Origin of the sequence: Mitsuokella sp. oral taxon 131 str. W9106 (assembly GCF_000469545.1) — a bacterium.
In the GTDB taxonomy this organism is placed as follows: Bacteria; Bacillota; Negativicutes; order Selenomonadales; family Selenomonadaceae; genus AWVT01.
The window spans coordinates 1-17,639 of record NZ_KI273051.1 but is presented as its reverse complement, the minus strand read 5'-3'; the positions used below and the strand labels follow the sequence as shown (position 1 = coordinate 17,639).

Here is a 17,639-nt window from a genome sequence, read left to right as displayed (position 1 = left end):
GCCGTTGCCCCTCCATCACACACCATCGTTCTTACATCATGCGCTGCCGTTCCCTAAGGCACGAAAACGCCGCACGGCTTCCAATACGCCTTCGGCACAAAGGCGCTCCAGTGTGGCATATCCCGCATGCATGCGCTGCGCGATCTCAGGCGCCAGTCCCACCTTCGGAAAGTTCTTCTCCGTATCGAGCACGATGCAGTGCGCGTCTCTTCGCGCGATCTCCTCCGCTGCGCGCAGCGCCTCCTCCTTCGCCTTCCCTGCCGCAGGAACATTCGTCCTGCCGTCTGTCACGAGCACGAGCACCGTTTCCGCGCCTTCCTTGCGAGCAAGCTCATCCATCATCTTGAGCGCAGCGGCAAGTCCTTCCGCGAGCGGCGTCTTGCCGCCCGTCGGCAAAGAGCGCAGTTCCTTTTCCGCCAGCTCCACGCTCCGTGTCATCGGCAAGAGCGTCTCGGCGCTCGTGCGGCGAAAGGCGATCAGTCCCACGCGATCACGCTTTTGGTACGCTTCACGCAGGAGGGCGAGCACCGCGCCCTTCACCATCTTCATGCGTTCCTTCGCGCCCATGGAGCCGCTCGCATCGACGAGGAAGAGGATGTTCGCGGCGGCACGACGCGCCCGAATCCACACGCGCAGATCCTCGGCGCGTATGACGATGGCCTGATCTCCATGCCGCTGGCGCTGATAGGGCGCCGCCGCGCGAAGCGTAGCGGCAAAGGCGAGGTCGATGCGCCGTCCGCTGCGCGGCAGCGATGTGCGCCAAGGACGTCCCGCCGGCACGTCAAGCTGCACGATTGCGCGTCTGCCGCTCTTGCCCTTCCTCCCGCACACCGCCTTGCGCAGGAGAGAAAGCCGCGCCATAACCGTTTCTATGGAGTGCGTCTCATCTCTATCTTCGCTGCCCGAATCGCCATCTGCAGGCGACGTTCGCTCCTCGTCGGTCTGCGCCGCTTCTTCCTGCGCTTCTCCTGTATCGGCTTCCTGCTCTTTCGATTCTCCGCCCATCGCATCTCTCGTCAAATTATCGTCCGGGCGCTCATCCTCCGCCGCATCATTCGCCTCATCTTCCGACTCTTCCTGCGACTCAGCTTGCGGTTCCTGTGGCTCTCTCTGCCGTCTGCTGCTCTCTTCGCACTGTTCCTTTTTTCGGCTCATGCGATGCGCGAGCACAAAGAGAGCAGCCTCCTCGATGTCCTGCGGCATCACATAGATGCGCCCGGCGAGCGCTGCCAAGGCGCGTGCCGCTTCCACGAGATAGATTTCGGCGCGATTTCCCACGCAAAGGGCGCGTGCGGCGTACTGCGCAGCGAGATGCAGGATGGCATGGGAAACCTCCACAGCAGGAAGCATCTCTCGCGCTCGTGCCGCCTTCTGCTGCAGCTCGGTTTCCTGCAGCGCATACGCGCGGCAGAAAGCTTCCGGCGCACGCTCAAAAGCGAGCACGCGCCGCGCGATCTCAGCACGCTGCTCCGTCTCTTCCACATCATCCATCGCCGCGAACATGCCGAAGCTGTCGAGCAGCGCGGGCGAGAGCACGCCTTCTGCGGGATCCATCGTCCCGACAGGGATGCAGCTTATCTCCTCAACCGCCGATACGCCGTCGCGCTCCAAGGAAAACATCCCCGCCGACGCGCTCTCTAAGACAGACTTCAAGACCTCCTCGCGCAGGAGATTCACCTCGTCCATGTAAAGGAGCGTATGCGCCGCGCGATGCAGGAGACCATGGCGCAGACGACGCTCGCCGTCCCGCAGTGCCGCATCCACATCGAGGCTGCCGAAAACCATGTCGTCCGTCGCGCCGAGCGGCAGTTCGACGAGACTCCCTGTCGGCGTGAACGGCGCTGCTGCACGCACAAGGACGGACTTCGCCGTGCCGCGTTTGCCTGAAATTAGCAAGCCGCCCATGCGCGGATTCACGAGCGCGAGAAGAAGCGCCTTCTTTGCCTGCTCCTGACCGACGACAGCGGCAAACGGATAGCGCGGATATTTCATGCCCATCTCCTCAAGCCAGTACATCATCCACGGCAGACCAGTCGACCTCGCCCTCCTCGAAGGGGCGGCGGCGTAGGCGATGCGCGAGCACGAGGCGGCTGACGGCCTTCATATCTTCCTTTGCGACCTCCGTGCGCCCCGAGAAGGCGGCATTCGCCATCGCCGCCTTGATGAGCGTAATGTCGGCGCGATGCCCATCGACGCCGAGCGCGAGCGAGATGTGCGCCGCCTTTTCCAGTATTCTATCTGCCACAGCGACACTTTTGAGGAGAGAGCGCGCCCTTTCGATTCGCTCGCGCAATGCCTCCTGCTGCTCCTCGTAGGACGCTGCAAAGTCCTCCGCATCCTGCTCATAAGCGATGCGCCTCTTCACCACCTCGATGCGATCCTTCGCCTCGCGCTCGCCCGTCACCGTCACCGAAAGGGCGAACCGGTCGAGCAGCTGCGGGCGTATGTCGCCCTCCTCGGGATTCATCGTGCCCACGAGCACGAAACGCGCCGGATGCGCATAGGAAATGCCCTCTCGCTCCACTGTATTGACGCCCATCGCTGCCGAATCGAGCAGGATGTCGACGATGTGATCGTCGAGCAAATTGATTTCATCGACATAGAGAATGCTGCGGTTCGCCTCCGCGAGAATGCCCGCCTCAAACTCCTTTCTGCCATGCCGGATCGCCGCCTCGATATCGAGCGTGCCCACGACGCGATCCTCCGTCGCACTGACGGGGAGCTCCACGACGCGCATGGGGACGCTCTCCTCCTCCATGCGTGCGCCCGCTGCAGCCTTCCTGCGGCAATCGTCGCAAAAAAACTCTGGCGCCGCAGGGTCACAGCGGCACGCACAGCCTGCCACTGCCCGCATGGCGGGCAGCAGCTCGGCAGCGGCGCGCACGGTGGTCGATTTCGCCGTCCCCTTCTCGCCCTGGATCAGCACGCCGCCCAAGGACGGCATGACGATATTGAGCAAAAGCGCCTTCTTCATCTCTTCCTGCCCCACGATGGCAGAAAAGGGGTATGTCTTTTTCACCATGAATTCTGTTCCTTCGTCGCAATCTCAGAAGCTGTGCTCCACACCCACGAGGAAGCTGCGTCCCGGAGCGCACCACCATTCATCAGGATTTCCTCCCCAATTGCCTCGTGCATTGGACTGTTCGGCATAGAACTGGTCAAAAAGGTTGTTTACCTTGAGGTATACCTTCGTCTGCGCAGCGACCTTGTAATTCAACGCGAGGTCAAAAACCCAGTAGGAATCTTCCGGGAAGAAATTGCCCAGGACATCGGCAGCCTGCGGTCCCGGTCGGTCGATCATGCCGCGTGCCAGCAAGGAAGCATCGAATTGACGATTCTTGTAATCCACGCCGAGCGTGACCTGCCCCTTCGGAATGTAGCCATCGATATTTGCCGCACGCTGATCCGTCTTGCCGACATTCGTATGCGTATAGCCGACGTGCGCGCGCACATGCGAGTCAAAGCGCTTGGCGAGCTGCACGTCCCAGCCATGCGCCTTCTCATCGCCGACATTCGCATACCTGCCCGTCACGAAGCTGTAGCCGATCCGATTTTCTGAACTGCGCTTGAAGTAATGCGCTGCAAGGTCGAATCCCGAGCCGAAATCATGCGTGATTCCGACCTCTCTCGTATCGCCCGTCTCCGGCTTGAGGTTCGGATTGCCGTACCAGCTGCTGTAAAGATTGCTGGGCGTCGGCGTCAAGAAATATTCGCTATAAGAGACATACGCGTGAGTCTTCGGCGTGATATCGTAGCCGAGGCTGACGCTCGGGCTCGTGTGGCTGCCAAAGGCGGAATTGCTGTCGTAGCGGACGCCTGCAATAAGCTTGAGTTCAGGCACGATGCTCCATTGATCCTGCAGATAGAAGGAACGGTTCAGGAGATCTCGATTCGTCAACTGCGTGCCATCCGTCCTATCCTTCGTAAACTCAAATCCAGCCGTCAGAAGATGGTCGTCGATCTTTTTATCAAACTGATCGCTGAACTTCCAGCTCCAAACTTTAAGCCCGTAGCCGCCTGCTGTATAATCATACTTGCTGCGTGCCAAAACCATCTGGTTCTTCGCCGTATCATCGATCGTCCAATTCCAAATCATATTGCCCGCTGCATAATCGTAGTCACCGGCTTTCGGCTGCAGCCCATTCTTCTTCTCATAGAGTGCCTGGTAGCGATCGTTGTCCCGATAAGAATGCAGATTGAATGCAACGTATGAAGACTTGTCCAGTTGTCTGCCCAAATGAAAATGGATCGAATTGGCATCGAGTTCGGATGGCGTCGTCTCGCCATTGCCATCCTTGAAGTCGCCGCTCTTATCCTTTTGGTACTTCATGCGCCAGTCCCATCCGTCTGCCGAATCCTCGTGAGCCACGCTGTAAAGCTGTCTGCCGAAACTGCCGTAGGCGGCCTCAAGCGTCGTTTTTTGTCCCTTGATCTTCTTCGTGATGATGTTGATGACACCGCCCTTTGCGTCCGAGCCGTAAAGCGTGGAAGCCGAACCGTGCAGCACCTCGATGCGCTCAATGCCGCTGAGATCTTTCATCGTTGCGGCCAAAGATGCCGCCGACCCTCCTGCATAATTCTGCCTGACGCCATCGACGAGGATTACAACGTCACTTGAGCCGTTGATATAGATGGCGTCGGTGTTGTTGTATCCCGCCGGTGCGTACTGATTGACAATCACGCCGGGAACATCGCGCAAGACCTGTTTGAGATCCGTATAATGCCGCCGTTCCAAATCCTTTCCCGTAATCACCGTGACATTCGCGTTCGCCTTCCGATCCTCTACGGGCGTGCGCGTCGCCGTAATGACGGTTTCATCCAGCACATGCTCCTGCGTTGCCTTGTCCGCCTCATCAGATGGAGCGGCGAATGCATGTCCTCCACCCACAGACATAAAGGAAAAGGCAACCCCTGCCAAAACGGCATGAATTAATTTTTGATTCGAACACGTTCTTTTCATTTTCCCGAATCTCCTTTAAAAACCAATGATTTCTTCACTCATCAACCGCTGAAATATGCGCATCGTCAGGCAGATAAAACGCGTCGCCGTAGACCCTGTAGGCGATTTCCTGCACGCCGTAGACAAAATCCTGCGAGCAGTTGTAGATAAAAGACGAGCGAGGCTTCACGAGACTATGATTTCGGATCGCCTTGAGCGTCTGAAGCGCCGGATCTTCCGTATAGCTGCGAATGAACTCGTCGAGCCATGCCTGCCCTTTCCATGGATAATCCGGCAAAAACAATATGTCGGGATTGATCGATAGAATCACCTCCTTCGTCACTTTCTGCCCATTGCGCAGTCCGTAAGCGGAAACGCCGTTGATGACGCCCGCATAGTGGCAGGCATCGTCGAAGCTAGAGCCCTTGCCTCCGTATGCGGGCATGAGCGAAAGGAACACGACGCTCTTCCTCTCCTCCTGCGGAATGGCATCCACCTTCGCCTGGATCTCCGCCAGCTTTTCATCCATCTTCTCGAGCAGGATCTCACCTCTTCGCTTCTCCCCGATCGTTTCCGTCGCAAGCGCGACGAGATCCTTGACCTCCGCAAGATCATGCGGTCCCCTGCCGATGACGACCTTGAGTCCTGCGTCGCGCAGCGGGTCGGCAAGCTCCAGATACTCCCAATCCGCAACAAGAACCACATCGGGATGAAGGGAAACGATGTATTCCACGCTCGGCTGGTGTATCGTCTCCGGTATTTGCGAAGCGAGATCCACCATATTGGAATTGACGGGTTCCTTCATGCTCGAATGAACGGCGACAAGCCTTTCGGGCGGCACGACGCTGAGAACGATCTGATCCAATGTCGCTGACAAAGTGACGATGCGCTGCGGCGGGGCGTCGAACTGTATCGTGCGCCCCGTGATGTCCGTCACCGAATACGATGTCGGAGAGTTTGCAGACTGCTCCTCCGCATTCTTCCCGCCGCATGATGCTGTCAGAAAAAGCAGCGAAACGACGACGACGAGCAACGATTGCATGAAGACCTTACTCCGCACGGTACCCTTCCTTTCCGAAAACTGCCGATACTGCAGCCCTCTTCAACGCACATTCCGCCGCGCACGGCTCTTCTTGTTCCATTCCCAGCCAGCGTGCGAAGCAGCCGCCTCCGCAGGCGGCAAAATCGGGGCATCGCCGGCAAAAATCCATACTCCGCTGCATCTTGGCAGATACTTCCTGCTGACGACGCAAATTCACGCCCTGCATAACAACGCCTAGAAAGAAGCGTTCATCGCCAACGAAAGAGGAGCAAGCGTAGATGCCGCCATCGACGTCGACGTGGATGCCTTCGCCGTTCATCGCATGGCAGTGGGAAAAGTTTCTCCCGCCGCACCCTGCGATGTCTCTCGCCTGCTCTTCCTGCGATATGGCGAGGCGGCGTCCCGTCAAGCGATAAAGCGCATCGCGCCGAGCGAAAACTTCGCGCATCGCCGCCGCCATATCGCTTTCTCGCGGCAAAGCAGCGTTCATGCCGCGTCCCTGCGCACGCAGGAGGTCGAAACCGACGCGATGTACGTTGCCGAAGTAATACGCCATATCGACGACATCGGTCAGGCGATGGACATTCTCCGCCGTCACAACGCACGTCAGTCCGATGCCGACGCCGCGACGCGCAAGCCGCTCGATGCCCGCCGCCACGTCAGCGGCAGAACCTCTGCCGTCCGAATATTGCCTTTGGCGATCATGCAGCGCAGGTCTGCCGTCGAGGCTCACGCCAATGCCAATATTGGAATCGCATAGGATGTTCACCGCCTCTTCCGTCAGCAACGTGCCGTTCGTCTGAACAGCCATGCGCGCCTCGATGCGATGCTCGCGCACATAGGCGGCGATATGCGCAAGGAGCGGCAATGCAAGCAAAGGCTCGCCGCCCGAAAACTGCAGTAGAAACGGCTCTCCGCCGGTGGCAGACAGATCGACAGCCCGCCGCGCCGTTTCCCATGCCATCGCGCGTCTCACCTGACCACCTGCATAGCAATAGCGACAAGCGAGGTTGCAGTCTCCCGTCAGGCTCAGCACCAGCATCTTCAGCCCCATCGCTCACCCCTTTCCGGCACGTTTGCACATCAAGCATCAATTTCCTGCACGCGCGCCGTCTTCATCGGCAAAACGCTCGGGATAGACGGTCTTTGCCAGCACATAAACGGCCTCGACGGCATTTTGCGAAGCGCTGTAGCGATACGTATCGGGCACGCAGTAGAGGCGGTTCTCACGCACCGCCTTTACCTGCTTGAACAACGGGTCATTGCGCAGCTTCTCGCGGAAATCTTCCGTCTTTTCCCCTTCGGCGCTCCACGACGGCAACAGGAACACGTCGGGATCGAGCGCGACGACCTGCTCCATGGAGATGCTGTTGTCCTTCGTGAGCCCCGCCATCGCCGCGCCGTTTCTGAGCGCGGCATGGCGGCACATATCGTCGAAGAGATCGTCGCGCCGCCCGAAGACGCCGCTAAAGGCGAAGGCGACGACGATCGGCCTCTCGTCTTCGGGAATGTCTTTCGTGCGCCGCGTCACATCCGCCAAGCGCTCATGCAGCCTTCCATTCAAGGCCGCCGCTTCCTTTTCCCTGCCGATCACCTTGCCGATGGACTCGATGCGCGGAAAGACGGCCTCGATGCGCTTTGGCGTTTGGGAAACAAAGACCGTCAGGCCAAGATCGCGCATGCTCGCCACGAACTCCTTCGGCACGCTGTCCGTCGTGAGCACAAGGTCGGGATGCTGTGCGAGCACGCGTTCGGGGTTCTTATCGTGCAGCTTGACGGGTACGGCTTTCGCCGCCTCTGCCATGCACGAAAGCCCTGCATCGTCCACATAGGAGGAAAGCGCCGCAATTTGTTCGGGCGGCGCGAGCGCGAGCAGGATTTCATCCGTGCCGAGATTGAGCGACACGATGCGCTGCGGTTTCTCATGCAGCACGATCTCCGTCCCCATATCATCGATGCCGCGGAAAAACTCGCCTTCTTCCCCCTCTGTCGCCGTTCCTCCTCGCGCACAGGCGCATAGGAGAAACACGGCGGCAAGAAGCAGTGTCAGCGCGCCGCTGCACCGCACTGCGTCAGAATGCATGCGCATAGGTCAGGCGGAAGTTCAGCGGCAGATCGAGGTTGCCGTAGCGGTTCGAGTAGTTTTCCCTGTCCAACAGGTTGTAAACGCCGAGTGTCACGGTGTCGTTCTTGCCCGCCGTATAGATGAGATTCAGATTGAGCTGCAGTTTGTCGGGTATATCCTGCGCGGTTCCAGACGACGGTTTGTAATACTCACGATCGCCAAGGTACTTGAGATTCAGATTGCCCTGCCATTTGTCCTTTTGATAATCGATGCGGACAAGGCCCTCGATGCGTCCCGCATCCTGCACCCAATCCCGCTTCCTGCCGCTAGGATCCTGCACTTGGGGATTGGAATAGCCCGCTCCAACCGTGACGCTCCACGTATCGTTAAAGCGCTTCATGTATTCCGCTTCAAATCCCGTATTGCGGAAATTTCCTTTATTGGTTGCGTAGTATTCGTGCGTCACCGCATCCTGCGCCCAGCCGAGTTTGTTTTTCATATCCATGTGATAGACAGCCGCTTTCCATGTATCGTTGCCATGGCGATGCTTGATGCCTGTCTCGTACGTCCAACCGTTTTCCGGCTTCAATCCTTGCGGATTCATATTCCTGTAACGGAACATGTCATCCACGGCAGGCATCTGAAACGCTTTGCCGACATTGATATACCAAGCCGTATCCTTGTCAAGCTTGTAGTCTGTCTGGAACTGCGGCATAAAAACGCTTTGATCCTTTTCGGGATCGTTGATCCACTCGCCGCGCAGGCCGAGCGTGAAGTTAAAACGCGGCGTGAACTGTCTGCTGTAGGAAGCGTAAAGGGCATTGCCCGTGCGCGTCGCACTCTCCTTTTTCTTGGTGAGATCTACGGCCTCGCGCTTATAGGAATACCCCAAAATCAAGGAATCGGCTCCCATCTTCCAAGTTTTCTGCACATCGAAGATCTCACCGTCCAGCACAGCATTGGAATCAACCTTTGCACGCTCGACATAATCATAGCCGTCAACCTTGCGATAGTTATAGCCAAGGACTGCATGGATGCCGTTTTTCTTGCCCTGATAAACGAGATTCGCCGTATGCCGATAATCTTCGAAGCGATAGTCATATTTTGTCGCCGTCTTCACAAGATGATTCCCGGTCTTTTTGTACTTGATGCCACCACGCGTAATATTGCCTTCCATATAATTATAATTCAAGGACAGCTCATCCGTGAGCGCAACACTTGCCCCGAATCGATTCTTCTGTCCCTTGCCGACCCACCAATCGATCCATGAAACCTTATCCAGACCGAACGCATTGGAATGCGAGATATCCTTTGACCACTCCCTGCTCACATCGAGCATGAAACGGTCCCCTTGGAAAAATACTTCTGTCTTCTTAAAGTAGTTCCCCGCCGTCACACTCGCCTTGACAGCTTCCTCACCCGCCTTCGGTTTCTTCAAAATAATGTTGATGACGCCTCCCATCGCCTCGCTGCCATAGAGCGTCGACGCCGCGCCCTTGACGATCTCGATGCGGTCGATCATCGCGGCGGGTATATTTTCCGTACTCGGATAGTTCTTGAGATTCATCGGCACGCCGTTGACCATGACGAGCGTGCCCCTGTCGTAACCGCGCAATGTGATGCGCCCGGCGCTGAAGCCGAAATCCTGCCCCGCCTCGCCATAGGACGTGCTCGTCGAGCCGATCTGCTGGTCAATCGCTTCAAATGCGTTGCGGTAGCCTGCCTTTTCGATGTCCTTCGCGGTGATGATCGTCGTCGTCGCTGGCGTGTCAAGGTCGCTCTTCCGCCTGCGCTGCGCCGTCACGAGCGTATCGGGCAAATCATGGTCACCGCTTTCCGTTTCCACATTTTGCTCCTGCGCTTGCGCCGTTTTCGCTGCTGCCTTTTCCGCTGCCACGCTGTCCGCCGCATACGCCTCACCCGCAAAGCCCATGCCCGCAATCGCTGCAAGCACAGCCCACGTCAGATGTCTCTTCCCCTTCATCTGCATCACCCTTCCCAAAATAAAGCGCCCTTCCTGCCAAGCAGAAAGGGTGCATAAGGACGGCGCAAAAAAATCCCGGCCATTTCGCCGGGAGGATTGCGTTCATGCAGCCGAAGAAACGCCAATCAGCGCTTCCATAATCCCCTTCCCATCACTCGCAGGTCAAATGGCGATTGTCCATCAGGCAGTTCTCCTGGCTCCAGTTCATCGTTTCCCTGCGCCTTCCCAAGGCATTCGCCCCAGTGACTGAGGAATCACGTGCAACGTGATCCCTTATTGCAGGGTTGCTCGCTGTTACAGTGGCGGGACCGCTCCGGCTCTCTCCGGATTCCCTATTACGTCTTGCGACACCTGATCCAACGATATAGCGAAAGCACGGATAAACGCAGCGCCGCCATCATAGTGCCTCTTTTCTGCCCTCTCGGTACGATACACCCTCTGCATAGCCCTGTTATGCCTCTAGGTGATCTCCTGGACCGGTCAAAAACTTGCACGAATCCAATAGACTGCATTTTGTCAGTGCTTCCTAAATTTTCGATAAAAGAATAGCATTAATCCTCTCTTATGTCAAGCATAGAAACGCGATCAAAATCATGGGCTGAACGCCATATCAAATCAGACCATTGCCTGAATATCGTACCGCGTTTCAACTTCGCATAAGACGTAAAGCGGGCGATGCCAAGGGTTTGGGCGATTTTCGTTTTGGGCACGCCCGTCCCCAAAGACGCCTGTATTGCAACGCTTTGAAACAGTCCCTACAAGCGCTTCTTTGCGATCACCGTTCGCATCTTCTGGAGATTGCAGCGGTATTCCTTTGGCATTCGCATCGCCACGAGCACGTAGAGTGCGTCGGTAATCGCCATATGGATGAGGCGCGAGGAGACCGCTTCGGAACTGTAATGTACTTCGCGTCCCATGCCGTGCAGCACGACATCGCCGAGTTTTGCGAGCGGCGAGCGCGCATGGCTCGTAATGACGATGACGGCAGCGCCCGCCTGACGCGCCGTGCGCACCGTATCGAGAAGCTCCAGTGTCGCCCCGGTATGCGAGACCGCGATGACGGCATCCTTTGCCGTGAGGAGCGCAGCCGATGTCGCTTGCTGATGGGCGTCGCTGTATGCCTGTACGACCATGCCGAAGCGCAAAAAGCGCGTCTCGATATCGCGACAGACCGTCGCGGAGTTGCCGAATCCATAGACGGCAATGTGCCGTGCCGCACGGAGAAGGTTGGCCGCACGCTCGAGTGCCGCATAGTCGAGCAGTTTCAGCGTGTCGGAAAGACCGTCGGCAATGTTGTGAAAGACCTTCTGTACGACGATCTCACTCGTGTCCGCCGCATCGATGTCCTGATAGACCATATCCGTCTGTGTATGAAGCTCCGCCGCGAGCGCGATCTTGAAGCTCTGCAAGCCGCTGAATCCAAGTTTTTTGCAAAAGCGTGAAATCGTGATCTCAGAACTGCCGACCGCCGCCGCTAGCTCCGAAATCGTCTGCTCCATCACGGTGTCCATGTTCGCGGACACATAGTCTGCAATGCGTTTCTCCGTCCGCGTCATATGCGCGTAGCTGCCGCGCATCACCAATAGCGGCAAATGCTCCGCCGTCATCCTGTCACGCTCCCTCCGATGCTATGTCCCTAACATTATAGCAAAGATCATCGTAAAAAACACCTCCCACAAAATCCTTGCAGGAGGTGTTACGGGACGCACGGATAAGTTTCGCGCCGATCCGACGGCTTGGAGAACACGAATGGATCTCGGACGGATTCCTTTTCTCAAAGCTTTCCGGGCTTTTCGGAATCCATGTTTACGTAAAGCGGATGACATCGCCCACCATAAAGCGCGGAATGCCATCGCCCTTCACCATGATCTGCCCTGGCTGCTCGACGGTGTCCTTGCCTGCAAAGACGATGGTGCAGTGCCCGTTCTCACGCAGGGTCTGCATCGCCTCATCGCCTACTGCCGTCACCGTATAGCTGCGATCCGCAAGAGATACCGTATCCCCAGGCACGATATCCGCTGCCAATTCCGCTTTCGTGTGAGCGACCACCATGTTCTCGTACTCGTACGGCACATCCTTATTGAAGAGGATGACCGATTCGCGCGTCTGCATGAAAGGGAGCACAAAGTCCCCGATCGCTGTCACTGTCACTTCATATTTCACCACAGATTCCCCCGTTTCCAAACGCATGATGTCTTCATGCAAGGATTGCTTCCAAAATCAGAACACCCGCGAGCCCCATGACCGAGATGATGGTCTCAAGCGTGCACCATGTACGAACCGTTTCTTTGACCGTGAGGCCAAAGAACTCCTTGAAGAGCCAGAAACCCGGATCGTTCGGCGGCGAGATGATGAGGCTTCCCGACCCCGTCGCAATGACCATGAGCTCGGGGCTGACCCCCGTCAAAGCGACCACGGGGGCCGCGATGCCGCCTGCCGTGAGCGCCGCGACGGTCGCGCTGCCACAGGCGATCCGGATAACCGCCGCAATCGACCAAGCAAGCACGAGCGGCGAAAGATTGGAGTTCATGAGCATTTCACCAATATAGTTGCCGACGCCACTGTCGATGAGAATCTGCTTGAGTGCGCCACCGCCGCCCACGATGAGGAGGATCATCGCGATTGCAAGAATCGCGGCCTCGGCGGTCTTCATGATCTCGGAAATGCTCTTGCCGCGCGCGATTCCGAACGTATAGAACGCGATGAAGATGGAAATCGTGAGTGCCATATCCGGCGAGCCGAGAAAAGTGAGGACGGCGCGCAGATGCGAATCCTGTGCCAGCGTGAGTTTGCTGATGGCGGATGCCGCCATGAGGACGACCGGCACGAGCGCAGTAAATACGCTGACACCGAAGCTCGGCATTTCCTCATCCGTGAATACCTTCGGATTGTAAAGGCCCTCGGGAATCGCGGGATTGAGATCCTTGACGAGGTTGTAGAAAAGCGGTCCTGCGACGATCGCCGTCGGGACGGCAAGGATGGCGCCATAGACGAGGGTCAGGCCGATGTCCGCATTATAGATGACGGAGATCGCCGTGGGACCGGGATGCGGCGGCAGGAAGCCATGCGTGACCGAGAGTGCTGCCGCCATCGGTAGGCCGACCTCAAGGAGACGAATCTTCGCTGAGGCCGCGATCGTGAAGACGAGCGGAATGAGCAGGACGAAGCCGATCTCATAGAAGAGTGCGATGCCGACGATGAAGCCCGTGAGGCAGACTGCCCACTTGACCTTCTCGCGTCCGAACATGTGGATGAGGGTCATCGCGATGCGCTGCGCACCGCCGCTCTCCGCCATCAGCTTGCCGAGGATCGCACCGAACGATACGACGATGGCAAGACCGCCAAGCGTCCCGCCCAGCCCTTTCTGTATCACGGGAATGATTTGTCCGACGGGCAGCCCCTCGGCGTAGCCGATCAGCCCGGCAACGATGAGCAAGGAGATGAAACTGTTCAGCTTCACCCGTACGATGAGAAAGAACAGCAGCAAGATACCCACAGCTAGAATAATCAGCGGCATAGAATTTCTCTCCTTTCATTACAGTCGATCCACATGGACATGTTGAAAAAAACATCGATATATTCAGCGCCGTCATTTATCCGCATTCCTTTATTTTTCGTAGTGCTCCTGCCATGTATGGTGGAATGATCCCGCCTGATCCATGCGCTCGAAGGTGTGCGCCCCGAAGTAGTCGCGCTGCGCCTGAATGAGGTTCGCCCCGAGCTGTGGGCTGCGGAAAGCGTCGATGTACTGCATGGCAGCGGAGAAGGCAGGAATGGGCACCCCGTGCTGCACGCCGAGCTGCACGATACGGCGCAGGCTTCCCTCGTTTCGATTGATGGAGGAAAGGAAGAACGCATCGAACATGAGATTCTTAAGATTCGGTTCGCGCTCGTAAGCGTCCGTAATGCGCTGCAGGAAGTCCGCCTGAATGATGCAGCCTGCGCGGAAAATAGATGCAATCTTTCCGAAATCGAGCGACCAGCCGAACGCCTCCTTTGCCGCACGATAGAGCGAGAATCCCTGTGCGTAAGCGACGATCTTCGCCGTATAGAGACTGCGGCGCACCGCCTCGATAAAGTCTTCGTCCACCGTCTCTTCGGATGCCGCAGGCGCTGCCATGACGGTGCCTGCGTGGGCGCGCTCCTCTGTGAGATTGGATAGCACGCGCGCGTTGCACGCCGCCGAAATCATGGAGAGATCGACACCGCGCGTGAGCGCTTCGATGCTTGTCCACCGTCCCGTCCCCTTCTGACCGGCGCGATCGACGATGATATCGACAAATGCCTTTCCTGTCTTTTCATCCTCTTCGGCAAAGATGTCCGCCGTGATGCCAATGAGGTAACTATGAAGCTCCCCACCGTTCCATTCGTGAAAAATCTCACTGATGCATTTGTTCGAGAGTCTGCCGACATGCTTGAGGATGAGATAGGTTTCCGCAATCAACTGCATGTCTGCATACTCAATGCCGTTGTGCACCATCTTGACATAATGCCCCGCGCCGTCCTCGCCGATGTATGTGCAGCACGGCTCACCACCTGCGCGCGCCGCAATCCCTTCAAGGATGGGCCGCACGGATTCGTAAGCGTCACGGTCGCCGCCCGGCATGATGGCAGGTCCTTTTCGTGCGCCTTTCTCACCGCCCGAGACACCCACGCCGAAGTAGCAGATGCCCTTTTTCGCGAGCATGTCATGGCGGCGGCGCGTATCCCCGTAGAATGAGTTCCCGCCGTCGAGGATGATGTCGCCCTTATGGAGGAGCGGCACGAGCGTATCGATTGCCCAGTCCACGGGCGCCCCCGCCGCAATCATCACGAATACGCGGCGCGGCTTCTTGAGCGAGCCGATGAACTTCTCCAAGTCATAGAATGCGTGAAAATTCGCCGGCGGATTGCGTTTCTCCGCCGCCTCTGTCATATCGTTGGTGCGGTTCCACCCAGCCACTTGAAAGCCATGCTCCGCCATATTGAATGCGAGATTGCTCCCCATGACGCCCATACCGATGACGCCGATATCCATCGAACCGTTTTCCATCATGATCTTCCTCTCTCAATGTCCTGCCTGATACGCCGCAATCTCTGCAAATTCCTTTTGCAGATTGTGATAGAGCCTGTCGCTGATGTCTGCCAACTGCGCATAAATCTTCGTATTTGCCGGATCGGGCGCGTAGATCTTCTTCGGGGGAACGAGGTTCGCCGTATCCGAAATCCCCACCAGTTCGCCGCCCGAGATGAATCCCAGCACCGCCGCACCATACGCCGCCCCCTCGCTGTTTTCGGGCAGGACGAGCGGCTCTCCGAGCACGTCCGCAAGAATCTGCATCCAAAGCGGTGATTTCGTGAAGCTGCCGCTCGCACGGATGTCGCGTACCTCGCCAAACTCGCGCAACGCTTCAAAGACGCTGCACATGCTGTAGCAGACGCCCTCCATGACAGCGCGAATCATATGCGAACGGCTGTGATTCAGCGACAGCCCGAAGAGAAGTCCGCGCAGATCGGAATTCCAATACGGCGCACGCTCGCCGGTAAAGAACGGCAGGAGGATCAGTCCGTCCGAACCTGCGGGGATCTTGGACGCCTTCATCGTCATGAGATCGTATCCATCCACATCCAGCGTCGCCATCTGCTCCTTGCTGAAATGGCAGATGTTATCGCGCATCCAGCGCAAAATCATGCCGCCATTGTTGATCGCGCCGCCCGCGACCCACAGACCGTCCACGAGGTTGTAGCACCATGTGCGCATCGCCTCATCCGTGCGTGGCTCACCGACGAGCATGCGCACGGCGCCGCTCGTGCCGATGGTAGCACTCAACTGCCCCGCCGATACCGCGCCGATCCCGACGTTGACGAGCACGCCGTCTGTCGCACCGATGACGACGGGCAGTCCTGCCGTGAGGTGCATGCGCTTTGCCGCTGCTGCCGCCATCGGGCGCGTCTCCGTCGTCGAGACGACAGGCGGCAGCATATCCTCTGCAATCCCGATGAAGTGCAGGATCTCCACATCCCATGCAAGCCCATGTGCGTTGTAGAGCGCTGTCGTGCTTGCCGTCGAACGATCGATGAGAAACTCGCCCGTAAAGGCATGGAAGAGCTGGTCCTTGATCGAGCCGACGAACTTCATGCGCATGAAGAGTGCAGGCCGATTCCGCTTCAGCCATAGGATCTTCGCGAGCGGATAGCAGGCGTGCATGGGGCAGCCCGTACGCTCGTAAAATGCGCGACAGAGTGCCGGCTCCTCCTCCTTCAACGTACGCACAATGTCTGCACTGCGGCTGTCCGCCCATGTCTGCATATCGGTGAGCGGCTGCTTCTCCGCATCAAGCGGGATGAGACTGTGCATCACCGTGCTCAGCGCGATTCCCGAAGGCGTCCGCCCCTGATAGCGCAGCGCATCCGCCACTCCGCGCACGACCTGTTCCGTCGCCTCAAGGATTTCGGACGGACGTTCCTCTGCCCAGTCCGGGTGTGGTGTGCGCAGCGGATAGAATGCCTCCGACGTCGCTCGATTCACCCCCGACGCCTCGTATGCGATTGCGCGGACTCCCGTTGTCCCGACATCCACGCCGATCCAAATGCTCCGTTCTTTCACAATGCCCATCGTGCCGCCACCTTTCCATGACCAAAGAACAACGTCTATCGGATGAATTTTCTACATTGTAGCATGTCTTCTTTTAAAAAGCAAGATATATATCATATATAATTTCTAAAAATGATATATATATATCATTTTTAGAAATGGCACGAAAGACGGCATGATGAACTTGCACACGTAACATCGATAGCAAGAATCCCTTGCGATAAAATGAAGGATAAAACGAAGATAGAGGGACTCCTCGTCCCGGCACTTGCGAAGATCACGTTCTTCGTTCTTCAGCGTATCGAAACTTCGACAACGTCTCTCGCGTAACCACGAAGAACGCGCAGATGTCCACCGTAGAGTTTTCTAGTGCTCGATGCCATATTCCAGAAGCTGCTTCTAGGACCGCGTTTCGTCGTGCTCAGAACCTTTATGGAACAGAAAAAGGCTTCCGGGCAAAAGCCCCGGAAGCCTTGATTTTACTGGCAGAGAGGGTGGGATTCGAACCCACGGTGGCTCATCACCACACTTGATTTCGAGTCAAGCACCTTCGACCACTCGGACACCTCTCCATTGGTCTTAATATCCAAGCTCTGCGCTCAGAACAGTACCTAGTATAGCATACAGAAAATCGTTTTGTAAAGCGTTATTTCCGCCAAACTATACCGCTTTGTGTAGGTTTACAATACATGTGTTACAAAATCGTCATGAAAAGAGGTCGCACCTTGTGGTATGCTTTTAAGGAACAAAATCAAAAAAGCAAAGGAGTGGCCTCTCAAGAACAGAATAGGTCCGCACCACCATCCAAACCAGCACACAAAGGCCGAGGATGCGCTCATCCGAAACATGCGCCGACGAAGGCCCCATGACGGGCTGGTCGTGTTTTGGGTCAGGCTGCGGCTTTGCCAGTATACCGCGATCGACGAATACACGCGGCTGCGCTACTTGGGCGCGTTCGAGGAACAGAACACCTTTTCCTCCGCACAATTCTTGCAGCAGCTCATGGATGCATTTCCCTTTCCCATCCGCAAGGTG

Annotated in this window: 13 protein-coding genes, 1 tRNA gene and 1 riboswitch; all 14 genes read right to left on the bottom strand. The window is 57.2% G+C overall.

From position 1 onward, the window contains the following. Positions 1-36: 36 nt before the first annotated feature. Positions 37-1,992 (bottom strand): VWA domain-containing protein, encoded by a 1,956-nt coding sequence (locus tag HMPREF1985_RS00640; protein WP_040636719.1) that lies wholly within the window; start codon positions 1,990-1,992, stop codon positions 37-39. Positions 1,993-2,002: 10 nt separating this feature from the next. Beyond that, positions 2,003-3,022 carry an ATP-binding protein gene (locus HMPREF1985_RS00635; RefSeq protein WP_021770473.1) on the bottom strand — a complete coding sequence of 340 codons (1,020 nt, stop codon included), beginning with the start codon at positions 3,020-3,022 and terminating at the stop codon, positions 2,003-2,005. Positions 3,023-3,046: 24 nt separating this feature from the next. Further along, entirely contained in the window at positions 3,047-4,960 is a 1,914-nt protein-coding gene (locus HMPREF1985_RS00630; RefSeq protein WP_040636611.1) for a TonB-dependent receptor plug domain-containing protein, read from the bottom strand. Between the two features lie 34 nt (positions 4,961-4,994). Further along, positions 4,995-5,999 carry an ABC transporter substrate-binding protein gene (locus HMPREF1985_RS00625; RefSeq protein WP_021770471.1) on the bottom strand — a complete coding sequence of 335 codons (1,005 nt, stop codon included), beginning with the start codon at positions 5,997-5,999 and terminating at the stop codon, positions 4,995-4,997. Further along, a complete protein-coding gene (locus HMPREF1985_RS00620; protein WP_021770470.1) occupies positions 5,989-7,035 on the bottom strand; it encodes a radical SAM/SPASM domain-containing protein in 1,047 nt (348 codons plus the stop codon). Before HMPREF1985_RS00620 ends, HMPREF1985_RS00625 begins: the two co-directional genes overlap by 11 nt. A 36-nt stretch (positions 7,036-7,071) precedes the next feature. Then, on the bottom strand, positions 7,072-8,070 hold the full coding sequence (locus HMPREF1985_RS00615; protein ID WP_021770469.1) for an ABC transporter substrate-binding protein: 999 nt from the start codon (positions 8,068-8,070) through the stop codon (positions 7,072-7,074). Beyond that, positions 8,054-10,030, bottom strand: coding sequence for a TonB-dependent receptor plug domain-containing protein (locus HMPREF1985_RS00610; RefSeq protein ID WP_040636715.1), 1,977 nt, complete (start codon positions 10,028-10,030; stop codon positions 8,054-8,056). Before HMPREF1985_RS00610 ends, HMPREF1985_RS00615 begins: the two co-directional genes overlap by 17 nt. A gap of 165 nt (positions 10,031-10,195) precedes the next feature. Next, positions 10,196-10,400: riboswitch (cobalamin riboswitch) on the bottom strand. 385 nt (positions 10,401-10,785) lie between these two features. Beyond that, a complete protein-coding gene (locus tag HMPREF1985_RS00605) occupies positions 10,786-11,637 on the bottom strand; it encodes a MurR/RpiR family transcriptional regulator (protein WP_021770465.1) in 852 nt (283 codons plus the stop codon). A gap of 199 nt (positions 11,638-11,836) precedes the next feature. Further along, complete coding sequence (locus HMPREF1985_RS00600; RefSeq protein WP_040636713.1) at positions 11,837-12,193, bottom strand: PTS glucitol/sorbitol transporter subunit IIA; 357 nt, start codon at positions 12,191-12,193, stop codon at positions 11,837-11,839. Between the two features lie 34 nt (positions 12,194-12,227). Further along, positions 12,228-13,547: a gluconate:H+ symporter gene (locus HMPREF1985_RS00595; protein ID WP_021770463.1), complete on the bottom strand. Its 1,320-nt coding sequence runs from the start codon at positions 13,545-13,547 to the stop codon at positions 12,228-12,230. Between the two features lie 90 nt (positions 13,548-13,637). After that, on the bottom strand, positions 13,638-15,062 hold the full coding sequence (gndA, locus tag HMPREF1985_RS00590; protein WP_040636609.1) for an NADP-dependent phosphogluconate dehydrogenase: 1,425 nt from the start codon (positions 15,060-15,062) through the stop codon (positions 13,638-13,640). A 15-nt stretch (positions 15,063-15,077) separates the two neighbouring features. Then, positions 15,078-16,625 carry a gluconokinase gene (locus tag HMPREF1985_RS00585; protein WP_021770461.1) on the bottom strand — a complete coding sequence of 516 codons (1,548 nt, stop codon included), beginning with the start codon at positions 16,623-16,625 and terminating at the stop codon, positions 15,078-15,080. A gap of 462 nt (positions 16,626-17,087) precedes the next feature. Next, positions 17,088-17,176: transfer RNA gene (locus tag HMPREF1985_RS00580), tRNA-Ser, on the bottom strand. 166 nt (positions 17,177-17,342) lie between these two features. Beyond that, positions 17,343-17,639: hypothetical protein (locus tag HMPREF1985_RS11390; RefSeq protein WP_196805291.1), on the bottom strand; the 297-nt coding region annotated here is incomplete at its 5' end.